Here is a 20,480-nt window from a genome sequence, read left to right as displayed (position 1 = left end):
GGACCTCGCCCTGCCGCTGGTCGACCTGACACCCTCGAACGGGTGCTGCGCGGAGTCGGCAGTGATCAACGTGCGAGGGCGGCGAGCCTGAACTGCTGGTTGGTTTGTCCGTGGCAGTCGTAGAGCTGGATCTGGGCTCCGTTGGTGGTGCTCCAGGCGTCGAGGCATCGTCCGGACTGGACGTTGCTGATGGTGCCGTTGGAGTTGACGTTCCACTGTTGGTTGGTCTGGTTGTGGCAGCTGTAGATCTGCACTGCCGCGCCGTTGGCGGTGCCTGCCGCGTCGAGGCACATGGTGCCGTACACCTGGAGTTGTTTGGTTGAGGTGTAGGTCCATGCCTGGTTGGTTTGTTTGTTGCAGCCGTAGAGCTGCACCCGGGTGCCGTTGTTACGTGAGGCGTTGGGTACGTCGACGCACCTGCCGGACTGGGTGCCGACGATCTCGTTGGCGGAGCCGGGCGGAACGGTCGGCGGATCGGTGGGGGTCGGCGGGTCGGTCGGGGTCGGCGGGTCGGTCGGGGTCGAGGGCAGCAACGGGCAGGTGCTGCGGTAGGTGACCACGCCGCTGGAGTCGAGCAGTGGGCAGAGGAACTGGCTGTACCGGGTGTCGTTGTCGATGAACATCTTGACGAACGGCAGCATGGTCCGGACCATCACCGGGTTCGACCGTCCGACCATGAAGCCATGATCCGCGCCGGCGACCTCCAGGTAGACGCTCTCCGTCGTGGCCGGGAGGCTGTTGTACAGGCCGGTGGCGTAGGACGGGGTGACCACCGTGTCCGCCTGCCCAGAGAAGATCATGGTGGGCACCCGGTCGTTGGCCAGGTTCGACGACGGCGAGTACGGCGCGATGCCGACCACTGCCTTCAACGACGGGCGTCGGGTGGCTGCGCTCAGCGCGCCGCCGCCACCCATGGAGTGGCCTGCGACCGCCAACCGGTTGGGGTCGACCCGGTCGCGTACGGGGCTCTGCTGCGTGAGGTAGTCCAGTGCGGCGAGCAACTGGGTGCCTCGGGCCGTGTCGAAGTCGTTGCGGCTGTTGGTCTCGATGCCGATCACGACGAAGCCGTGGGACGCCAGCCACGGTCCCATCCAGGCCAGTTCGGCGGAGAACAACGCGGTGTAACCCGGCGAGATCGCGATGGCACCGAAGGTGCCCTGGCTGGTGTCGGTCGGGTAGTAGATCCTGCCGCCGTTGAAGCCGTACCCGGTCGGGACGCTGACCGACGTGTTGGCGAAGGGGCCGTTCACGGCGGTGACGCTGGTCCGGGTGGGATCCGGGCCCCGCTGGTACGGGTTGTCGGCAGCCGACGCCGACCCGGTCGCCACGGTGATGGTGAACAACCCGACCGCGACGGCTATCCCGGCCGCGGCCAGCTTGAACAGGCGTCCCCGCAAACGGGGCGCCACTCGGTCGGTGTGGGTCTTCCCCGAGGGTGGGGGGTGGTGTCCGTGTCCTCGCACTATCGCTACCTCCTGGTGGTGGATGGGTGCGGGGCGGACGGGCCCGGTGTGGTGCCGAACCTGCCCGCCCCGGCGTTGTCCGTCGTCAGCGTTGCAGCGTCAGCAGACCCGGCCGGTACGGCAGCAGGCCGTAGTCGCCGCCGGAGCTGGGGGAGCGCCCCTGGTAGAGCAGTTGCAGGTTGCAGGCGTCAACGGTCATGGTCTGATCGGCGTTGCTGCGGATCAGTTCGCCGTGACTGATGTCGTTGGTCCAGGTGGCGCCGCTGTTGGCCTTGCCGGCGAACGGGTTGCTCTCGCTGGTGGCCTGCGGCGTCCACGTACCACCGAGGCTGGTGGCCGTGAACGAACGGAAGTACCGGCCCTGCGAACCGATCGCCTCGACGATCATCAGGTACTTGTTCAGGCCCTGGAGCTTGTAGACCTGGACGGCCTCGAAGAGGTTGTTCGTCGAGTCGGTCATGATCGTCGTGTAGTTCGACCCGAAGCTGCCCGGGAAGTTCCCGATAGGCATGCTGGCCCGGTAGATCCTGCCGTTGTCCCCGGCGAAGAACAGGTACATGTTCTGGTCGTCACCGATGATCGCCTGGTCGATCGGGCCCGTGCTGGAGTTGGAGATGCTGCCGCTGAACAGCGTCTGGGGCGACGACCACCCGTTCGGGTTGGTCGGGTCGCTGGAGGTCCGGTACGAGAAGGCCGGGCCGCCCCACTGGTAGGCCAGCACCCAGATGTTGCGCGGCGCAAAGTAGAACAGCGACGGTGCGACGGTCGCCGAGTTCATCGCGTTCTGGCTGGCCGAGCCCATCTGCGAGTAGTTGCTGAAGAGGCCGAAGTTCATCGAGCCCCACGTGGTGCCGGTGTCGTGGGTGGTGGCGTAGACGAGCTGCTGGCCGTTGTACGGCGCGACGGTGAAGTCCTTCAGCGACACCCACCCCGACCTCGGCTGTGCCAGCGCACCCGACGACGACCAGCGGTACGACGAGGGAAGGTCACACGTGCCGCCGGTCGGCGGCGGCGTCGTCGGGGTCGGCGTCGGGGTCGAGCCGCCGCCCAGGGCGGCGAGCCGGAACTGCTGGTTGGTTTGTCCGTGGCAGTCGTAGAGCTGGATCTGGGCACCGTTGGCGGTGCTCCAGGCGTCCAGGCATCGTCCGGACTGCACATTGCTGATGGTGCCGTTGGAGTTGACGTTCCACTGCTGGTTGGTCTGGCTGTGACAGCTGTAGATCTGCACCGCCGCACCGTTGCCGGTCCCGGCGGCGTCGAGGCACATGTTCCCGTACACCTGTAGCTGTTTGCCCGAGGTGTAGGTCCAGGCCTGGTTGGTCTGCTTGTTGCAGTCGTAGAGCTGCACCCGGGTGCCGTTGCTGGTCGAGGCGTTGGGCACATCGACACACCGGCCCGACTGCGTGCCGACGATCTCGCTGGCGGAGCCGGGCGGGTTGGTGGGCGGGTCGGTGGGTGGGTCGGTGGGCGGGTTGGTGGGGCCGGCGCTGTTCAGCGCCTCCAGGGTGGCCGTGTAGGCGGCCTTCTTGTTGCCGTTGCACTCGAAGAGCAGGGGAGTGCCGCTGGAGCGCCACGAGTCGCAGTCCCGCACACCCCACACGGTCAGCCCGTTGCAGCGAGCCACGGCAAGACAGTCGTTGACCACACTGCGGTAGGTGTTGGCCTGCGTCGTGCCGGATCCCTCGATGTCCAACTCGGTGATCTGCACGTCCACCCCGAGGGCGGCGAAGCTGGACAGCGTGGTGCGGTAGTTGCTGTTGTACGGCGAGTTGGCGTTGAAGTGCGACTGGAAGCCGACGCAGTCGATCGGCACGCCACGAGACTTGAAGTCGCGCACCATGTTGTACACGGCCTGCGTCTTGGCCCAGGTCCAGTTGTCGGTGTTGTAGTCGTTGTAACAGAGCTTCGCGTTCGGGTCGGCCGCGTCGGCGGCGCGGAACGCCGCCTCGATCCAGTCGTTGCCGGTGCGCTGCAGGTTCGAGTTGCGGCGGGCGCCGCTGTTGCCGTCCTCGAACGCCTCGTTCACCACGTCCCACGAGTAGATCTTGCCGCGGTAGTAGGTGGCCACTCGGGTGACGTGGTTCAGCATCGCGTTGCGCAGCGCGGTGCCCTCCATGCTCTGCATCCAGCCCGGCTGCTGCGAGTACCAGGCCAGGGTGTGGCCCCGGACCTTCCAACCCCGGGAGATGGCGTGGTTCACGATCCGGTCCGCATTGCTGAAGGTGAAGTTGTTCTGCTGCGGCTCGGTCGCGTCGATCTTCATTTCGTTCTCGGGAGTGATGGCGTTGAACTCGCGGTTCAGGATCGTCGTGTAGGCGCTGTCGTTGAGTTTGTTGGCGGCGACGGCGGCACCGAAGTACCGACCGGACTGGGCTGCGGCGGCACCGAGGGTCGTCTCGGCGGCTTGGGCCAGGTTGGGCAGCAGCGACACGACCAGGGTCAGAATTATCGCGGCTGTTCCGGAAAGAGTGAGCGTTCGCAGTCGGGTGCGCCTGATGGGACGGGTCCGGGGAACCATGCTGATCCTCCTGTGGTGGGGGTGAGAGATTCCTGTCGCTGTTCCGTTGGGAGGCCGCGCTCGGATGGCGGCGGGCACGATGTCGAGTCCGCCCGAGCGGGCCGGGAATCACGTCGGGCACCAGCCCAGATGCGAGTCGTTCGGGCTATCTGGCCAGCGGGTGGAGGGCGGTGACAGGTGGCCCGGTCGCCCGTCGGGGGGTGGTTGCGGGCGTTGGGCTCTTTCGGTGGTGGACGTGGTCACCTGGCAGGTGGGTGGGCCCGACGGTCGCGTGAAGCGCCTCCAGTGCTAAGGGATCTTGTTAACGTTCACACTTGTCGATGGCTCTCAGGCTGGCAGAAAATTCCAGAGTTTTCAACCGGTAGTTTCGGACCTGTTACGGATCAGAGCGGTGGTGTTGGACTCTCCGCGCACCGTGGCTGGTCGACCCGCGTTACGCGATGGACCAGCTCGGCAGCGACAAGCTGGACGTACGCATCGGCGGGCTCCACGCGCTGTGGCGAATCGCGGAACGTTCCGTGTACGCGGCGCAGGGCGCGAGTCGACGAACCGTTGGGCTTACGGCTGCTCGTCGGCCTCGGGGGTGAGCTGCCGCATCAGCACCGCGAACCCTTGCCCCGACTCCACAAAGCCCAGTTTCCGGTAGAGCGCCAGAGCGGGGTGGTTGCTGTCGGTGACCTTGAGTCGTAGTTGTCTGACGCCAGCTGAGCGCGCACGGTGCAGGACCCGCGAGATCATCGCTGTGGCCAGGCCACTGCGGCGCCAGGGTGCTCGGGTGCCCAGACAGTGCAGAACCACCGTCGGTGTGTCCGTGCTGCCGTCGGCGAGCGCGAAGAGGAAGGCGGCCACCGGGTTGTCGCTTCGGTCGACCTCGGCGAGCACCAGGCAGGAGAGGTCGGGCAGGAACCGCGGATGTCCGGTCGCGTGCTGGGGCCAGGTGCGCTGGTCTGGTCGAACCGCTGTCGGGCTGTCGGCGTAGGCCTCATTGTGGGCCAGCCGGGCCAGTTCGTCGTAGCGCTCGTCGACAGGTGCCAGCACCAGACCGGGCGGCAGCGCGGGAGCCGGCGGCTCGTCAGGCACCGCCAGGACGAGGTCCCGTTCGTGTCGGGCCAGCGCGAAGCCGCCACGGATCAGCAGCTCGTGGCCGGCCCGGTCGTTCTCGGCACAACGGATGCCGAGGACGGCCCGTGCCGATCCTCGGTTATCGCGCAACTGCTTCGCCTGGTCGATGAGCCAATGGTGCAGCTCTGCACGGACGTCGTCGGCAATGTCGGGATGGAACACGTTGGTCAGGCGGATCCGGAGCACGTCGTCCGCTGTTCCCATGTCGGCGACCTCACCGTATGCGGCGACGCTGCCGGTGTCATCGCGGCCAACCCGGGTGCGTCCGGCACTGTCCGGCCCGAGAGTGGCCAGTCGATTCCGGACGTCCTTAGCGCGCTGCTCCATGCCGACAGGGGCGACAGCCTCGGCGCGCTGGAAGAGCGCTGCCAGCGCTGCTGCCTCGGCTGGCGTGGCGCGACTCCAACCCGCGATCCTCATCGATGGTCATCCTATGGAACCGGTTCGATGAAGGTCAATCGCACGCCGGATCGCCGGAGAGCGTCGACCATCCAGATTTCTGAGCTGCCTGCGGCTTTCGGTCAGCCTCCACGTCGACGACCTAACCTCCTAGGATGCTCTACGGGTTGTGCCTCCACCCACCGGGTCGCCCCTGCGGCAGAGCCGGTTCTGCGCGGAAAATTCGCCCCGAGATTCGGTAACCAAATCGGCGCGTCAACCCGTCAGGTCAGTGACGGATCGCCACTGCGGGCGGTCGGCCGAGGAGGGGTAGGGACATGGGCGACGTGCGTGGGCGTTTCAGGGACGACCTGGCCCAACATCCCGCCCCGCCGTTGGGTGACCTGGTCCAGCAGTCGGTGGTGCAGGGCCGCCGGCTGCGCCGCCGGCGCCGCCTGGCGCAGTTCGGTGCCGGCGGATCGGCGTTGGCGATGCTGCTCGTGATCGGCCTGGCCGCCGGGCCGCTCGGCGTCGGTGCGGATGACGCTGGCCAGCCTGGTGGGCTGAACGTCGGTTCGCCGGGTGGGTCGGTCGACACCGCCACGCCGTCCCCGACTGGGTCCTCCGATGGTGCCCCGGGCGGGTTGGAGCCGGGCACCGGCGGGGACCCCCGTCGGCCAGCGCCGCCGGCTCGCTCGACCACGGTGATTGACACCCTGAGGATGGGGGCGGGGCCGGACGGTGAACTGCTGACCACCACACCGCAGGGCGCACTGGAACTGCTGACCCGGTTGCTGCCCAAGGGGAAGACCAGCGGTTATGCGAGTCTGCAGAGCAGCGGGGTGGGCCCCGGCATGCCGTACGTCCAGCTCTACCTGGACCGAGGCGATGGACCGGGCATGGTGCGGCTCTCCATCTACCGGGACAACCTGGGTGGCGACCCGGTCCCGGGGACGGTGGAGCTGACCGAAATACCCGACAACTGCGTGCAGAACCAGATGGTCACCGTGCATCACCGCGGCGGCCTCCAGGTCGATCTGATGATCTCCACCTGTCTGGTCTGGGACGCCAAGGGAACCATGCCGGCACCGCCCGTCCTCTCCGTGAAGGAGGCGACCGAGATCGCCGGCAACCCGATCTGGGGGACGGAACTGCCGGCTGAGTTCGTCCTCAACGGTGCCAAGCGGTTCCCGACGCTGGACCGGTCGAATGGCTGACGAAGACTTCGTGGAGTTCGCGCAGGCGACCGCCGGCCGGCTGCGTGACGCCGCGTTCCTCATGTGCCGCGACTGGCATTTCGCCCAGGACCTCACCCAGACGACGCTGGCCAAGGTGTACGCCAACTGGAGGCGGGTCCGCCGGGCCGATGACCCCCACGCGTACGCCCGCAAGATACTGCTGCGCTGCATGATCGACCAGCAGCGACGTCGCTCCAGCCGCGAGTTGGCGATGTCGGCGCCGCCGGAGCGGAGCGAGGAACATCCGGCCGAGCTGCGCATGACATTGCTGGACGCGGTCGCCACCCTGCCGTTGCGGGACCGGGCGATCATCGTCCTGCGCTACTGGGACGACCTGAGCGTGGAGACAACCGCCGAGGTTGTGGGCGTCTCCACCGCCGTCGTCAAGAGCCAGAGCATGCGCTCCCTCAACCGCCTGCGCGAGTTGCTCGGCGAGACCCGTTCCGAGCTGTTCGCCGAGGAACGCCATTGACCGGTCTCGTCTGCCGCCGGGGTGCGGCGGGTCCCGGTGGCGTGGGACCGCCGGCCGGCAACCGCCGCGTCGGTGCTGCGGCGGCGACGAATGTGCCGCCACGCGTCGTCGGCTGAAGCGCCACCTGCGGTGGCAAGTATCTGCGTCTGGGGGAGGTTTTCGGTGTCCGTGTCGAGCAGCAGGACGAGCCGAGGCCGGATTCGCGGCAGAGGCCGAGGTTCGATCGCCGTCGTGCCGGCGGTCCTGTCGGCGTTGTTGGTGATGGCCGCAGGGTGCCATCGGGGGGAGTCCGGTGTCGGCCCCGACGAGCGACACACCGCGAACGCGGAACGGGGCGATCCGAGCCCGCTGCTGGGGGCGGGCGAGCTGGGAGCGGACTGGCATGCGGACGATGCGCGAACCGGTCTGGCGTCCTGGCCGTGGGAACAGGACAGCTGCCCCAACTACAAGAGCAGCGACTACCCGGCCAAGTCGCATCGGCGCGCTGCCGTGGAGCGCTACTACCGGCTGTCTGACGGCTCGTCATCGGCCCACCACGTCGTGGAGACGTACGAGCCTGGATGGGCCGAGCGGAATGTCGATGACGTCCGTCGGGTCCTCCTACGGTGCGCGACCTACCCGGTCCTCGGATCGCAGGTCTCTTTCGATGTCGTCGATCCGCAATATCTGGAGGGCACCGCCATGCTCGTTCGAGGTCGCATCGCGCGTGCGGACACCCCGAACACCGTCACGTACTTCGTGATGGTGAAACGAGGCGAGACGGTCTCGACGGTCCGCCTGCCCGATCCGGGCAGCCGGGCTGTGGTGGACGAGATCGCGGCGAGGGCGGTGGCCCGCCTTGGCTGAGCGGAAAGGTCGGCAGCTGCCGCGACGCTGGGTTCTCTCCGCGGCCACCATGTCGCTGGCCGGCGTCGCGACGGCCGCCTTCGGTGCCACGCGCGGTCGCGACGGCGAGGGAGCCGGGCCCTCGCACGGTTCTTCCCCTGCCAGTCCGATTCCCACGACGCCGGCCGTCGACCGGATCGACCAGGCGAGAACGCGCATCAAGGCCTACGTGCAACGGTACGACGGCCACCTGGCGGTCGCGGCACTGGATCGACAAGGAACGGCTGCGGTGACGGTCGGTGCCAAACGGTTCGAGACCGCCAGCATCGTCAAGGTCAACATCCTCGCGGCTCTTCTGCTGCGCCAGAACCCGCCGGGCAAGGCCCTGGGTTCTGACACCCGGCGGTTGGCCGAGGCCATGATCGTGTCCAGTGACAACGATGCGGCGGTGGCCCTGTGGCAGCGGATCGAGGGCTCGCGCGGCCTCAAGGCCGCGAACCGCGCGCTCGGTCTGCGTGAGACGAAGCCCAACTCGCACTGGGGACTCACCACGACCACGGTCGCCGACCAGCTCCGTCTGCTGACCGGGCTGACGTCACCGACGGGACCGCTGACCCCGCAGGACCGTACCTTCATCATGGGTCTCATGAAGAAGGTGATTCCCGAGCAGCGATGGGGAGTCACCGCCGCGCGGGAGCCGGGCAGTCGTTCCGAGTACGTCAAGAACGGCTGGGACACCGCTGATGTGGACGGCGGCCGCTGGCTGGTCAACAGCATCGGACGGATCGTCGAGGCTCGTCATGACTGGCTGATAGCCGTGCTCTCCGACCATCACGTGAGTCAGAAAGAGGGCATCCGCGTCGTCGAGAGGGCCGCCACGTACGTGCTCAAGGAGCTACGCGCCGCCACTGCGGGCGACGGTCCTCCGCAGGGGTAGGCCCCGGCGCCGGGCAGGCCGACGGTGGGTTGGGTCGAAAAGGGATTGCCCCGGAGTCAGAGCTCACGTTGGCTGGTCAGCATGGCTGAACTACGTACGGATCGCCTCGTCCTGCGCCGATGGCGTGACTCCGACCTTGAACCGTGGGCGGCCATGAATGCCGATCCCGAGGTTCGGGAGCACTTGGGCGACCTGCTCACCCGCGAACAGAGCGATGCCTCCGTGTCGCGGTTCCAGGCCGATTTCGACAAGCGAGGCTACGGGTGGTGGGCGGTCGAGGTGCAGGTCACGGGCGAGTTCATCGGGTTCGCGGGCTTGGATGACGTGGACGAGGACATGCCGTTCACAGGAGTGGAGATCGGCTGGCGGCTCGCCCGCTCGGCCTGGGGTCAGGGCTACGCCACCGGGGGGGCGCTGAGGGTCCTGGCCCACGGCTTCGACGCTCTTGCTCTTCCCGAGATCCTCGCTGTCACAACGGCCACCAACCTTCGTTCCCAGGCCGTGATGCGCCGGATCGGCATGACCCGGAACCCGGCCGACGACTTCGACGATCCCACCGAACCCGAAGGGGCACTGCGTTCGAACGTGCTGTACCGCATCTCCCGCAGTGCGCGGACCTGAGGGTCTCCGATTCGGCGCCCCGATTCGTCGAGCACCTGCCAGAGTGGTTCATGCCCTTGAGTACGTACCACCTCAGAGCCTCGGTCGCCGTGTCCGACATTCGGAAGGCCGTGGCCTTCTACGAAGGGGTGCTGGGTCTGCGGGCGCTGCGGTCCGGCCCCAGCGCCACCATCGCCGACGGCAGCCGCGTCTATGGCTCCGGTGGCGGTCCGGCGCTGAACGTGTACCAGTCGGTCACCGCCGGGAAGACCTCGGCGACGGTGGCGACGTGGTACGTCGAGGACATCGACCAGGTCGTCGACGAGCTCACCTCGTCCGGCGTCGAGTTCGTTCGCTACGAGCAGTTCGAGCACGACGACAAGGGGATCACCGCGCGGGCCGGAGGTGGACGTATCGCATGGTTCCAGGACCCGGACGGCAACACCTTCGCCCTCGAAGCCGACGCGTGACCTCCGACGGAAGGAGCAATCCGGCTCAGGGCGTCAACGCCCTGAGCCGGATCAGTGTCGCAGTTGTTGGTACTGCCGATCAGGTGACGTTGATGTCGCTGCACCACATGTAGGTCTGGTCCAGGTGCGACGCCCTCCAGAGCACGAACAGGATGTGGTTTCCGCTGCGCGCCGGGAGCGAGACGTTGAACGAGATGTTCTGCGCCGGCGCGTAGCGCCCGGTCGTCGTGATCAGGTCGAGGTTGCCCCACCCGAGCTTCTGGGTGGATGGGTTGAACCCCTGCTTGGTGACGTAGACCTGGAAGTAGTCAGCGCCGTGGCTGGCCTGGTCGTACAGCTGAACCGTGAGGTTGCGGCTGACGGTGGTCGTCTTCCACGCCCCGGGCTGGTTCACGCTGTCGTTCCTGGACAGGGCGTTGCTGCACAGTTGCCCGTCCGGGGTGCGAGCCTGGTACTGGCCGCCGAGGCCGTCCCGCAACTGGCTCATCCAGTTCCACATGGTGTCGGGGTTTGCCTGGAACGCCCGCCAACACATGGGGTCTTGCTGCTGCATGGCGGGGTTCATGTGCTGACTTCCCCAGGTCTTCCAGCACTGGTAGGCGCGGCTCATCGGGTTGATGATGGTGCCGTGCGCCTGGGCTGCCCCGGTGAAGGGCAGCATGCCGGCCACGATGGCGAACACCATGACGAATGCTCGCAGGGACCGACGGACTGGTGACCGGGATCGTCCGCCGGATCGATCGGACTTGAGTGAACGCACTGTTCATCCTCCGCTCTTCGGGTACAGATCAGAATGGGAACGCTCCCAAACCAACTGTTGCATCTATCGGCCTAGATATCAATGTTTATCGATCTATGGTCGGATGTGGATCGAGCTGACCGGGGTGTCCGCAGCCGCCCGGTTCGGATCCGGGTGTGGACAACGACCGCCCCACCTGCCGCCGACGTGGTCAGAGGTCGGCTGCGGCGTCGTACCGGCGGCGCTGGTCGGCCATCTCCGACTCGGTCAGCGCTTCCTTGAGCGCCAGCTCCGCGTACTTGGGCGGGAGCATCTGCCGCACCCGGTCGGTGAACATGACCTCGGCGGTCGCCTCGACCACCTGGATGCCTGGAGGCTCGGTGGACATGTCCATGATCACGGGACCGGCCAGTTTGACCGCCACGTCCCAGGGGCGCTTCTGTTCGGCGACCCCGCAGAGGTGGAAGCCGTAGACCGTTCGCACGTCGGCGAGCGCGGTGGCCTCGGTCGGCTCGTAGCCGTAGACGCGAACCCCGCAGATCACTGCCGGCTTCGCGGTGCTGGCCGCCTGCTGGGCCCCGTGTCCGGCGTGATTGTGCTGTCCCGGGTCCGCCTGTTCGAGTGTGGTACGCATCCGGGCGATGATCTGCGATTGCAGATCCGCCGGCTTCGCCTCCGGGCCGGCCCGGTTGACCAGTACGACCGCGCCGGCCGACGCCACCAGCACGATCACCGCCACCCACACGAAGCGGTTCCGGTACCAACCCGCGAAGTTCTCTCGGGAAATCATGATTGCTTCTCACCTCGTCGCCGGTTCTGGTGCTGGCAGGCCGAATCGGACGCCCCCGGCGGGTCAGGCGTCGAGCGCGTCAGCCGTCGGGGACACGTGCCGGGGTTGCCTACGGCGGGCGAGAATGACTGCCCGGCAAGGCGCCCGTCGTCGTAGAGATGGCCCGGCGATCCGCCAGGCGAGCGTCCGCCAAGGCGGCGCGCCGGCGGCGCTGCGATGCTCCCGTGCTGGCCGTTCCCAGCGCGGTTGCCCCCGCGCTGCGGCGATATGAGCCATTCCAACACGTCTGGATCGGCTTTGGCAACATCGACGAGCATCAGCGTGAATTCGGCCCGGTCACCCGCACCTTCGTCGTGTGCGGGTGCTCATCGCCGCACCGCCGCCGGCCCCCGGAACGGATCTGCGGCGAGCGCAACCGGGATTGGATATGGTCTGTTGCACCCGATTTGCCGCTTGTAAGGGGAAACATGAGTCGCTTGCCGTACGTGAACCCGGCCGACGCCCCGGCGCCGGTCCGCGAGGCGCTGCAGGCCGCGCTTCCCCTGAGCTTCTTCCGCGTCATGGCCCACGCCGAGACGGCGTTTCCGGACTGGATGCGCTGGGGTGGCACGCTGCTCAAGGGCCTGGCCCTCGACCCACTGCTCCGCGAAATCGCGATCCTGCGAGTTGCCCAGTTGAGCGACGTGACATATGAGTGGGCCCAGCACGAGCCCATCGCCCGCTCCGTCGGCGCCACGGACGAGATGATCCACGCGCTCGGCCGCGACGAGATCGGGGACGACTGTTTCACGTCAGACCAGCAGATCGTCCTGCGTTTCACCACCGAAGTCGTCCGCGACGTCCGCCCGCCCGACGACACCACCGCCGCACTGACCGGGCTGCTCTCCCCGCGCGAGGTGGTCGAACTCCTGATGGTGATCGGCCAGTACATGATGATCGCCCGGGTCGCCGCGGTAACGGACCTGGAAGTCGACAAGCCGATGGGCGCCGCCGTCTACGGTGCGCGGCCCTGACTAATGTCATGAGTACCTGTGCACCACGCATCGAACGTCGTGACTAAGTGCACTGGAGCCCACCACGTCCCGTCGATGAGACTCGATTCAACGCCGGAACACCAGCCGGCCGAGTTCGAGGGGCGGCGAGACGGTGGACGAACGCTACGACAGCTACTGCGCCGCGGATCGGCTGTTCTACGACTCGCTCGGCAGCGCCGTCGCACAGCCCGTCTTCCCGGCCGCCGACCGGCCGACGCCGACCGGCTGGCGCCGTGAGCCGCTCGACGACTGGCTGATCTACGCGCCCGACGGCGGCTCGCTGCCGCAGCAGGGCTGGAAGATTCATGTGTCGGCCGGTCTGGCGAACGCCGAGCGGGTGCTGGACGCGGTCTGGAACTACTGCGTCCCCCGCGGGTTGTCCTTCAAGTTCCTGCGCGGCCCGCGCACGCTGCTGCTGCGCAACTCCAAGTACGCCGCCCGGGCCGCCAGCGGCAAGTTCATCACTGTCTATCCGCGCGACGACGCGGAGCTGGAGCTGGCCTGCAAGGAACTCGACGAACTGCTGACCGGCGAGACCGGGCCGTACATCCTCAGTGACCTCCGCTACGGCACCGGCCCGGTCTACGTGCGCTACGGCGGCTTCGCCGCCCGCTACTGCCACTCGCCCGACGGCCAGGTGGTGCCGGCGATCGAGGACGAGTCCGGCACGCTGGTGCCGGACCGCCGGGAGCCCGTCTTTCACGTACCGTCCTGGGTCACAGTGCCCGACTTCCTCGGCCCGCACCTGGCCGCCCGGAGCGGCACCAGCACGGACCAGGTGCCGTACCGGATCGAGCGGGTGATCCACTTCTCGAACGGTGGCGGCCTGTACGTGGGCAGGGACCTGCGTACCGACACCGCTGTGGTGCTGAAGGAGGCCCGACCGCACGCCGGCCTGGACGCCGACGGCACCGACGCCGTCGCCCGGCTGGCCCGCGAGGCGCAGGCTCTGCGGCAACTCGCCGACCTGCCGCAGGTGCCTCGGGTGCACGACGAGTTCGTCCTCGGCGAGCACCGGTTCCTCGCGCTCGAGTTCATCGAGGGCCGACCGCTGAACAAGGTGCTGGTCGACCGGTACCCGCTGATCGACGCCGACGCGACCGACGACGACCGGGCGGCGTACGCCCGGTGGGCCCGCCAGACCTACGAGCAGGTCGAATCCGTCGTCGCGGCGATCCACGAGCGCGGCCTGGTCTACGGAGACCTGCACCTGTTCAACATCATGATCCGGCCGGACGACCGGGTCGCCCTTGTCGACTTCGAGGTGGCCGCCCCGATCGCCGGGCACCGCCGACCCGGGCTGCGCAACCAGGGCTTCGCGGCACCGAGGGACCGCAGCGGGCCGGCCGTCGACCGGTACGCCCTGGCGTGCCTGCGGTTGGCGCTGTTCCTGCCACTGACCCAGCTGGTCCGGCTCGCCCCGGAGAAGGTCACTCACCTGGCCGACATCATCGCCGCGAACTTCCCGGTGCCGAGGTCCTTCCTCGATCCGGCGGTCGAGGAGATCACCGGTGAGCCGCACGGCGCAGCGGAACCGCGAGGGGATCTCGACGCGGATGACTGGCGCACCATGCGGGCCCGGCTGACGACGGCGATCGTGGCCAGCGCCACCCCCGAGCGCGACGACCGGCTCTTTCCCGGTGACATCGAGCAGTTCCGCAGCGGCGGCCTCAACCTCGCTCACGGGGCGGCGGGGGTGCTGTACGCGCTCGACAAGAGCGGTGCCGGGCGGTGGCCCGAGCACGAAGACTGGCTGGTGCGGCGGGCGACAGCGCCCCCGTCCGGTACCCGCTGCGGCTTCTACGACGGGCTGCATGGCGTCGCGTACGCACTCGTTCACCTCGGACGCCGGCAGGACGCGCTGGACGTTCTCGACATCTGCCTGCGGGAACCCCTGGACGGGCTCGACCACAGTCTGGCCAGCGGACTGTCCGGGATCGCGCTCAACCTGGCCGAGTTGGCCGCGCGCACCGGGGAGGTGTCGTTGCGCGACGCCGCGTGGCGGGCCGCCGAGCGTGTGATCGGGCAGCTGGCCGACGACCCGGGCCCGGACGTCAGCGGCGGACGTAACCCGTACGCCGGGCTGTTGCGGGGCCGGACCGGACCCGCGCTGATGCTGCTGCGGCTCTACGAGCTCAGCGGCGACGACGAGCTGTTGGGGCACGCCGCCACGGCGCTGCGTCAGGATCTGCGCCGGTGTGTGCTGCGCCCGGACGGTGCCCTGGAGGTCAACGAGGGCTGGCGCACCATGCCCTACCTGGCGCACGGCAGTGTCGGTATCGGGCTGGTCCTCGACCAGTACCTGCGCCACCGGGCCGACGACCGGTTCGCCGAGGCGAGCGCGGGGGTCCGCCGCGCGGCGCGCTCACCGTTCTACGCACAGTCCGGGCTGTTCGCCGGCCGGGCCGGCATCATCGCCTACCTCGCCGCCTCGACCGACGACGCCGACCGCCGCGAACTTCGCGCGCAGCTGGATCGGCTGGCCTGGCACGCACTGCCGTACCAGGAGGGGACCGCATTCCCCGGTGAGCAGTTGCTGCGGCTCTCGATGGACTTCGGCACCGGCACAGCCGGCGTGCTGTACGCGCTGGCCAGCGCGCAGCACGACCAGCCGCCGGCGCTGCCCTTTCTCGCGCCCCTGCCGGGCGCGGACAGACTCCCCCGCGACAGCGGGGGCGACCTGATCGGCGAACGGAAGGAAGGGAGGTGAACGACATGGCACTTCTGGACCTCCAGGGCCTGGAGATGGCTCCGGCCGACCGCACCGGTGGCGGTAGCCGGGCGAGCCTGCTGCTCTGCGGCGACAGCTCGCTCTCCGTCACGACCTGCAACTGATCCACGCACACGTGGGGCCCTGGGTGGGTAGACGTACCCGCCCAGGGCAACCGCGTACCAACGGGAGGACCGATGCCGACGTTCGCCGTGGGGGACAGGCTGCTGCGGCAGACGGTCCTGGCGGGCGGCGGCTGGACCGCCGGACTCGCGGCGGTCGCGCTGCTCGGCGCGGCCGCCGAACTGTTGCTCCCCGCGGCCCTCGGCCGCGCCGTCGACGCCGCCCTCGACGGCGGCTCCGCCTGGTGGGCGGTGTCCGCCTGCGCCCTGGTCGTCGTCCTCATCTGCGTCGACACCCTGACCGACCTGGCCAGCGGGTTCGGTGCGGCGCGCGCCACCGCCGCGCTGCGCCAGCGCCTACTGCGTCACCTGTTCGCCGTGGACGTCCGCGCCACCCGCCGGCACCCGGTCGGTGATCTCGTCGGCCGGTTGGTCGGCCAGGCCGCCGACGCGGGACAGGCCGGCAACGCCGTGGTCCTGGCCATCGTGGCGGTGCTTCCGCCGCTGGGCAGCGTCGTCGCGCTCGCCATCATGGAACCGGTCCTCGGTCTCACCCTGCTCGCCGGCCTCGGCGTGCTCGCCGTCCTCATGCGCGCCTTCGTGGCCGACGCCTCGGCCGCGACCGCCGGGTACCAGCGGGTGCTCGGCAGCATGGCCGGCCGACTGTTGGAGTCGTTGACCGGTGCCCGGACCATCGCCGCCGCCGGCACCACCCGCCGCGAGGAGGACCGGGTGCTGGCGGACCTACCGGAGCTGGACCGGCACGGCCGGCGTACCTGGGGGCTGCTGGCCCGGGCGAGTGCGCGCACCTCCGCCGTGGCGCCGCTGCTGAACCTGAGCGTCATCGCGGTCGGCGGGTACGCCCTGACCGCAGGCTGGCTCACACCGGGCGAACTGGTCGCCGCGGTCCGGTACGCGGCCATGGGCGCCGGGCTCGGCGCGGTGCTCGCCACCCTGAACCACCTGGTCCGCAGCCGCGCGGGAGCACACCGGGTCGCCGAGCTGCTGACGCAGCCCGCCACGCCGGCGGGCGAGCGGCCCCTTCCGCCCGGCGGCGGCGCCCTGCGACTGCGCGGGGTGTGCGTGCACGCCGACGACGGCCGGCCCATCCTGGACGGCGTCGACCTGGACGTGCCGGCCGGTGCGACAGTGGCCGTCGTCGGAGCGTCCGGTGCCGGCAAGTCGACCCTGGCGGCCGTGGCGGGACGGTTGTACGACCCCGACCGCGGTGAGGTGCGACTGGACGGGGTGCCGCTGCGGGACCTCGACGCGGCGGCGCTGCGCCGGGCCGTCGGCTACGCCTTCGACCGGCCGGTGCTGATCGGTGCGACCGTCCACGACGCGATCGGCTTGGCGCTGCCGGTCGACGCGGCGGCGCCGCCGGCCGATCGGAGCCCGGCCACTCCGGCGGTTCTGCGAGCGGCCCGGATGGCGGCCGTCGCCGACGTGATCGACCGTCTGCCCGGCGGTTACCGCACCCCGCTGGTGGACACACCGCTCTCCGGGGGCGAGACCCAACGCCTCGGCCTGGCCCGCGCGTTCGCCGCCGAACGGCTGCTCATCCTGGACGACGCGACGTCCAGCCTCGACACCGCCACCGAACACCGGATCACCGAGGCGGTTCTCGGGCGCGCCGGGGGGCGTACCCGACTGGTGGTCACCCACCGGACCGCGGCGGCCGCTGCGGCCGACCTCGTCGCCTGGCTGGACGGCGGTCGGCTGCGCGGCCTCGCACCGCACCGGCAACTGTGGGCCGACCCGGACTACCGTGCCGTCTTCCAGCCGGCCGGCGGTGGGTCGTGAGCCGTCCCGGCGTACGCCGGGTGACCTGGCGGGCGCTACGGGCCCGTCGGCGGGAACTCGCCGGGCTCGGCGGCTGGTCGCTTGTCGAGTCGCTGCCCGCGCTGCTCGCCGGCTACCTGGTGGCCCGTGCCGTCGACGAGGGATTTCTGGCCGGACGTCTGCTCAACGGCCTGGCCTGGTTGGGGGTCCTCGCCGTGGCCGTACTGGTCGGCGCGGCGGCCACCGGTCGGACGTACCGGAGCCTCGGCGCCGTGGTTGAGCCGTTCCGCGACGAGGTGGCCGCTCAGGTGATCCGGGGCGCGCTACGCAATGCCACCAGGACGGGTGGTCGTCCGGACAGCGCCGCCGTGACCCGGCTGACCCACCAGATGGAGATCGTCCGCGACACCTTCGCCGGTCTGCTGATGGTGACCCGCGGTTTCCTCTTCTCCGCTGGCGCGGCCCTGCTCGGCCTGCTCGCCCTGGCGCCGGTGGTGGCGTTGCTGGCGGTCGCGCCGTTGGTCGCCGGTCTGGTCGTGTTTCTCGCCGCGCTGCCGGCGATGGTCACGCACCAGCGCGCCTACGTCCGGGCCGGTGAGCAGCTCGGCCAGTCGGCGGCGACCGCGTTGGCCGGTCACCGCGACGTGCTGGCCTGCGGCGCACAGGCACGCGTGACGGCGGAGGTGGCACGTTGGGTGTCGGCGCAGGCCGCCGCCGAACGCATGCTCGCCCGGATGGCGGCGATCCGCAGCCTCAGCCTCGGCATCGGCGGCTGGCTGCCACTGCTGGTGCTGATGGTGACCGCCCCGTGGCTGGTCGAGCGTGGTCTCACCGCCGGCGCGGTGCTGGGCGCGCTGATCTACGTCTCCACCGGGCTGCAACCGGCCCTGCACACCCTGGTGCAGGGTCTCGGCGGCGGCGGGCTCCGCTACGCGGTCACCCTGGAGAACATCCTGCGCACCTATCAGGTCCCCGACGACCAGCCGTCAGCCCTCGCCGCCGCGATGCCCCGCTGCCGACCGCCCACCGGTCCCGCCGGCCCTCCGCCAGCCGTCGAGGTCCGGGACCTGACCTTCGGCTACGGCCCGCGCGCCCGGCCCGTCCTGCAGAACTTCTCGCTGACACTGGCCGACCGGGACCATCTCGCCGTGGTGGGCCCGAGCGGCGCGGGCAAGTCCACACTGGCCGCTCTGATGGCCGGTCTGGTGCCACCGCAGGCAGGGGCGGTCCACCTGGCCGGCACGAGGGTCGCCGAGGTGGAGCCGGCCGTTCTCGCCCGGATGCGAGTGCTCGTGCCCCAGGAGGCGTACGTCTTCACCGGCAGTCTCGCCGACAACCTCCGCTACCTCCGGCCGGACGCCGACGATGACACGCTGGAGGTCGCCCTCGACGCGCTCGGCGCGCGTCCCCTGGCGACCCGCCTGGGCGGCCTGGGCGCGCCGGTCGCGCCGGCCCTGCTCTCCGCCGGCGAGCGGCAGCTCATCGCGGCGGTCCGGGCCTGGCTGGCACCCGCCCCGCTGGTGGTCCTCGACGAGGCGACCTGCCACCTGGACCCGGTGCTGGAAGCGAGGGTCGAGGCCGCCTTCGCCCGGCGGCCCGGCACCCTCGTGGTGATCGCGCACCGGATCAGTTCCGCGCTGCGGGCCGGACGGGTGCTGGTCCTCGACGGCGACGAGCCCGTGGTGGGGACGCACGAACAGTTGTTGGCCCGCTCGGCCACCTACCGGGTGCTCGTCGGCTGCTGGGACGACTCGGTGCTGCCGTCCCCGGCGGCGTCGGCGCGGCAGGGCTGAACCCCGCCCATTCGCCCCCACGACGCCCGTCAGATCCAGCCCGCCTCGCCGGCCATCCGCACGGCCTCCACCCGGGTACGCGCGCCCACCTTGCGGGCGATCCTCCCGAGATGGTTGCGGACGGTGCCACGGGTGAGCCCGAGCGTCACCGCCACCTCCGCGACCGGCGCACCCGCCGCCGTCAGCCTCAACACCTCCGTCTCGCGGCTCGTCAGTGGGCCGTCCGAGTGCAGCGCCGCGACGACGAGATCCGCGTCGAGCACGGGCTCCCGGCGGGCGAGCCGGCGGATCCCGTCGATGACCCGCTGGGGGGCGGCGTCACTGCGCAGGATGCCGACCGCCCTGGTCGGGCAGAGCATGCCTCGCAGCCGCCGGGCCCGATGCGGGTGGGCCAGCACCAGGACGGGGCACCGGCCGAGGCGGTCGGGATCGACCTGCTCGACGAGATCGAGGTCGGCCACCACCACGTCGGGGCGTTGAGCGTGGACGGCCGCGGAGACCGCGTCGCCGCGATCCACCTCCGCCACGACACGGATGTCCTCCTCGGCGGCGAGGACGAACGACAGCGCGCCCAGAACCAGGGCGCCGTCCAAGGCGAGCAGGGTACGGATCACGATGAACCTTCCCGCACTCCGATGGCGATCACACAACGTCAACATTCAAACACGCGTCCGGTGGGGCCGCACGGTGACGGGGGCGGGTCCGGAAACTTCACCGGACCCGCCCCGACGGCTAAAGCCAGCCGTTACGCCGCGCGCGCGACACCGCCTCCAACCGGTTGCGGGCCCCGGTCTTGCGCAGAATCACCGACAGGTGATTGCGCACCGTCCCGTGTGCCAGGTAAAGGCGGACGGCGATCTCCTTCAGGGGCAGACCCTCGGCTGCCATCCGCAGCACGTCCATCTCCCGAGGCGTCAACGGCATCTCCGGGGGACTCAGCACCGCGATCGCCGCGGCCGGGTCGATCGCTCTCTCCCCGGCCGCGAGCGCGCGGATCGCGCGCACCAACTCGGCCAGCGAACAGTCCTTCCCGACCAGGCCGCGCGCGCCGGCTGCCAGCGCCGCCTCCACCAACGCCGGACTCCACCGCGGGCTCATCGCCAGCACGGCGGCGTGCGGCGCCTCGACGTCGATCCGGGCGACCACCTCCACCGGGTCGGGCAGCTCCGGTGTCAGTGCCAGCACCACCACCTGTGGTCGGCACCGCCGGACCACCGTCAACAGTTCAGCGACACCCTCGACGTCGGCGACCACCTCCATGTCCTCCTCGCGTGACAGCGCGGCGCAGAGCGCCCCGCGGAGCAAACCCATGTCCTCGGCGACAACAACGTGGATCACCACGTTCTCTCCGATCTCCGGTACGCGCCACGACGGCCACCGATCCCGGAACGTCCACGGGTTGGTCAGGGCGGTCGTGCGCTACAGACGGGTGGGCATCGGCCCGCGGCACCGTCACGGCGGACGGGCGCGGGCACTGATCGACCGAC

Annotated in this window: 18 protein-coding genes; 11 read left to right on the top strand and 7 right to left on the bottom strand. The window is 69.8% G+C overall.

Annotation, left to right across the window (positions count from 1 at the left end; translation table 11 throughout):
* Nucleotides 1-65: 65 nt before the first annotated feature.
* From GUI43_RS01095 to GUI43_RS01085, 3 genes are all read right to left on the bottom strand, one after another.
* On the bottom strand, nucleotides 66-1,409 hold the full coding sequence (locus GUI43_RS01095) for a poly(ethylene terephthalate) hydrolase family protein (RefSeq protein ID WP_225855242.1): 1,344 nt from the start codon (nucleotides 1,407-1,409) through the stop codon (nucleotides 66-68).
* A 139-nt stretch (nucleotides 1,410-1,548) separates the two neighbouring features.
* Nucleotides 1,549-3,981, bottom strand: coding sequence for a non-reducing end alpha-L-arabinofuranosidase family hydrolase (locus GUI43_RS01090; protein WP_112697534.1), 2,433 nt, complete (start codon nucleotides 3,979-3,981; stop codon nucleotides 1,549-1,551).
* A gap of 558 nt (nucleotides 3,982-4,539) precedes the next feature.
* The gene (locus GUI43_RS01085; RefSeq protein WP_112697532.1) at nucleotides 4,540-5,523 is read right to left on the bottom strand and encodes a GNAT family N-acetyltransferase; all 984 of its coding nucleotides are present in this window, start codon (nucleotides 5,521-5,523) and stop codon (nucleotides 4,540-4,542) included.
* A gap of 296 nt (nucleotides 5,524-5,819) precedes the next feature.
* Between GUI43_RS01085 and GUI43_RS01080 the strand changes: the two genes are divergently transcribed.
* From GUI43_RS01080 to GUI43_RS01055, 6 genes are all read left to right on the top strand, one after another.
* Nucleotides 5,820-6,698, top strand: coding sequence for a hypothetical protein (locus GUI43_RS01080; protein WP_112583267.1), 879 nt, complete (start codon nucleotides 5,820-5,822; stop codon nucleotides 6,696-6,698).
* A complete protein-coding gene (locus GUI43_RS01075) occupies nucleotides 6,691-7,191 on the top strand; it encodes a SigE family RNA polymerase sigma factor (protein ID WP_112697530.1) in 501 nt (166 codons plus the stop codon). The genes GUI43_RS01080 and GUI43_RS01075 overlap by 8 nt, the downstream gene beginning before the upstream one ends.
* 231 nt (nucleotides 7,192-7,422) lie before the next feature.
* Nucleotides 7,423-8,037 carry a hypothetical protein gene (locus GUI43_RS01070; RefSeq protein ID WP_112697528.1) on the top strand — a complete coding sequence of 205 codons (615 nt, stop codon included), beginning with the start codon at nucleotides 7,423-7,425 and terminating at the stop codon, nucleotides 8,035-8,037.
* Nucleotides 8,038-8,086: 49 nt separating this feature from the next.
* Nucleotides 8,087-8,953 carry a serine hydrolase gene (locus tag GUI43_RS01065; RefSeq protein ID WP_112697526.1) on the top strand — a complete coding sequence of 289 codons (867 nt, stop codon included), beginning with the start codon at nucleotides 8,087-8,089 and terminating at the stop codon, nucleotides 8,951-8,953.
* Nucleotides 8,954-9,034: 81 nt separating this feature from the next.
* On the top strand, nucleotides 9,035-9,574 hold the full coding sequence (locus GUI43_RS01060; RefSeq protein WP_112697524.1) for a GNAT family N-acetyltransferase: 540 nt from the start codon (nucleotides 9,035-9,037) through the stop codon (nucleotides 9,572-9,574).
* An 89-nt stretch (nucleotides 9,575-9,663) separates the two neighbouring features.
* The gene (locus GUI43_RS01055; RefSeq protein ID WP_249037608.1) at nucleotides 9,664-10,023 is read left to right on the top strand and encodes a VOC family protein; all 360 of its coding nucleotides are present in this window, start codon (nucleotides 9,664-9,666) and stop codon (nucleotides 10,021-10,023) included.
* A 79-nt stretch (nucleotides 10,024-10,102) separates the two neighbouring features.
* Here GUI43_RS01055 and GUI43_RS01050 read toward each other — a convergent pair whose 3' ends face one another.
* Together GUI43_RS01050 and GUI43_RS01045 are read right to left on the bottom strand one after the other, a co-directional pair.
* Nucleotides 10,103-10,708 (bottom strand): lytic polysaccharide monooxygenase auxiliary activity family 9 protein, encoded by a 606-nt coding sequence (locus GUI43_RS01050; protein WP_112583273.1) that lies wholly within the window; start codon nucleotides 10,706-10,708, stop codon nucleotides 10,103-10,105.
* A 265-nt stretch (nucleotides 10,709-10,973) separates the two neighbouring features.
* Nucleotides 10,974-11,552: a hypothetical protein gene (locus GUI43_RS01045; RefSeq protein WP_112583274.1), complete on the bottom strand. Its 579-nt coding sequence runs from the start codon at nucleotides 11,550-11,552 to the stop codon at nucleotides 10,974-10,976.
* Between the two features lie 224 nt (nucleotides 11,553-11,776).
* Between GUI43_RS01045 and GUI43_RS01040 the strand changes: the two genes are divergently transcribed.
* The 5 genes from GUI43_RS01040 (at nucleotide 11,777) to GUI43_RS01020 (ending at nucleotide 18,993) form a co-directional block, all read left to right on the top strand.
* Nucleotides 11,777-12,565: a carboxymuconolactone decarboxylase family protein gene (locus GUI43_RS01040; RefSeq protein WP_170158635.1), complete on the top strand. Its 789-nt coding sequence runs from the start codon at nucleotides 11,777-11,779 to the stop codon at nucleotides 12,563-12,565.
* A gap of 133 nt (nucleotides 12,566-12,698) precedes the next feature.
* Nucleotides 12,699-15,296, top strand: coding sequence for a class III lanthionine synthetase LanKC (gene lanKC, locus GUI43_RS01035; RefSeq protein WP_112697518.1), 2,598 nt, complete (start codon nucleotides 12,699-12,701; stop codon nucleotides 15,294-15,296).
* A 5-nt stretch (nucleotides 15,297-15,301) separates the two neighbouring features.
* Complete coding sequence (locus GUI43_RS01030) at nucleotides 15,302-15,421, top strand: SapB/AmfS family lanthipeptide (protein WP_013734295.1); 120 nt, start codon at nucleotides 15,302-15,304, stop codon at nucleotides 15,419-15,421.
* A gap of 72 nt (nucleotides 15,422-15,493) precedes the next feature.
* Complete coding sequence (locus tag GUI43_RS01025) at nucleotides 15,494-17,221, top strand: ABC transporter ATP-binding protein (RefSeq protein ID WP_112697516.1); 1,728 nt, start codon at nucleotides 15,494-15,496, stop codon at nucleotides 17,219-17,221.
* Entirely contained in the window at nucleotides 17,218-18,993 is a 1,776-nt protein-coding gene (locus GUI43_RS01020; protein WP_112697514.1) for an ATP-binding cassette domain-containing protein, read from the top strand. The genes GUI43_RS01025 and GUI43_RS01020 overlap by 4 nt, the downstream gene beginning before the upstream one ends.
* 29 nt (nucleotides 18,994-19,022) lie before the next feature.
* Here GUI43_RS01020 and GUI43_RS01015 read toward each other — a convergent pair whose 3' ends face one another.
* Nucleotides 19,023-19,607: a response regulator transcription factor gene (locus tag GUI43_RS01015; protein WP_112583279.1), complete on the bottom strand. Its 585-nt coding sequence runs from the start codon at nucleotides 19,605-19,607 to the stop codon at nucleotides 19,023-19,025.
* 118 nt (nucleotides 19,608-19,725) lie between these two features.
* On the bottom strand, nucleotides 19,726-20,334 hold the full coding sequence (locus tag GUI43_RS01010) for a response regulator transcription factor (protein ID WP_112697512.1): 609 nt from the start codon (nucleotides 20,332-20,334) through the stop codon (nucleotides 19,726-19,728).
* Nucleotides 20,335-20,480: the final 146 nt, after the last annotated feature.

It is taken from the genome of Micromonospora noduli, assembly GCF_003264365.1.
Taxonomy (GTDB): Bacteria; Actinomycetota; Actinomycetes; order Mycobacteriales; family Micromonosporaceae; genus Micromonospora; species Micromonospora noduli.
This window is presented reverse-complemented; position numbering and strand designations above follow the sequence as displayed.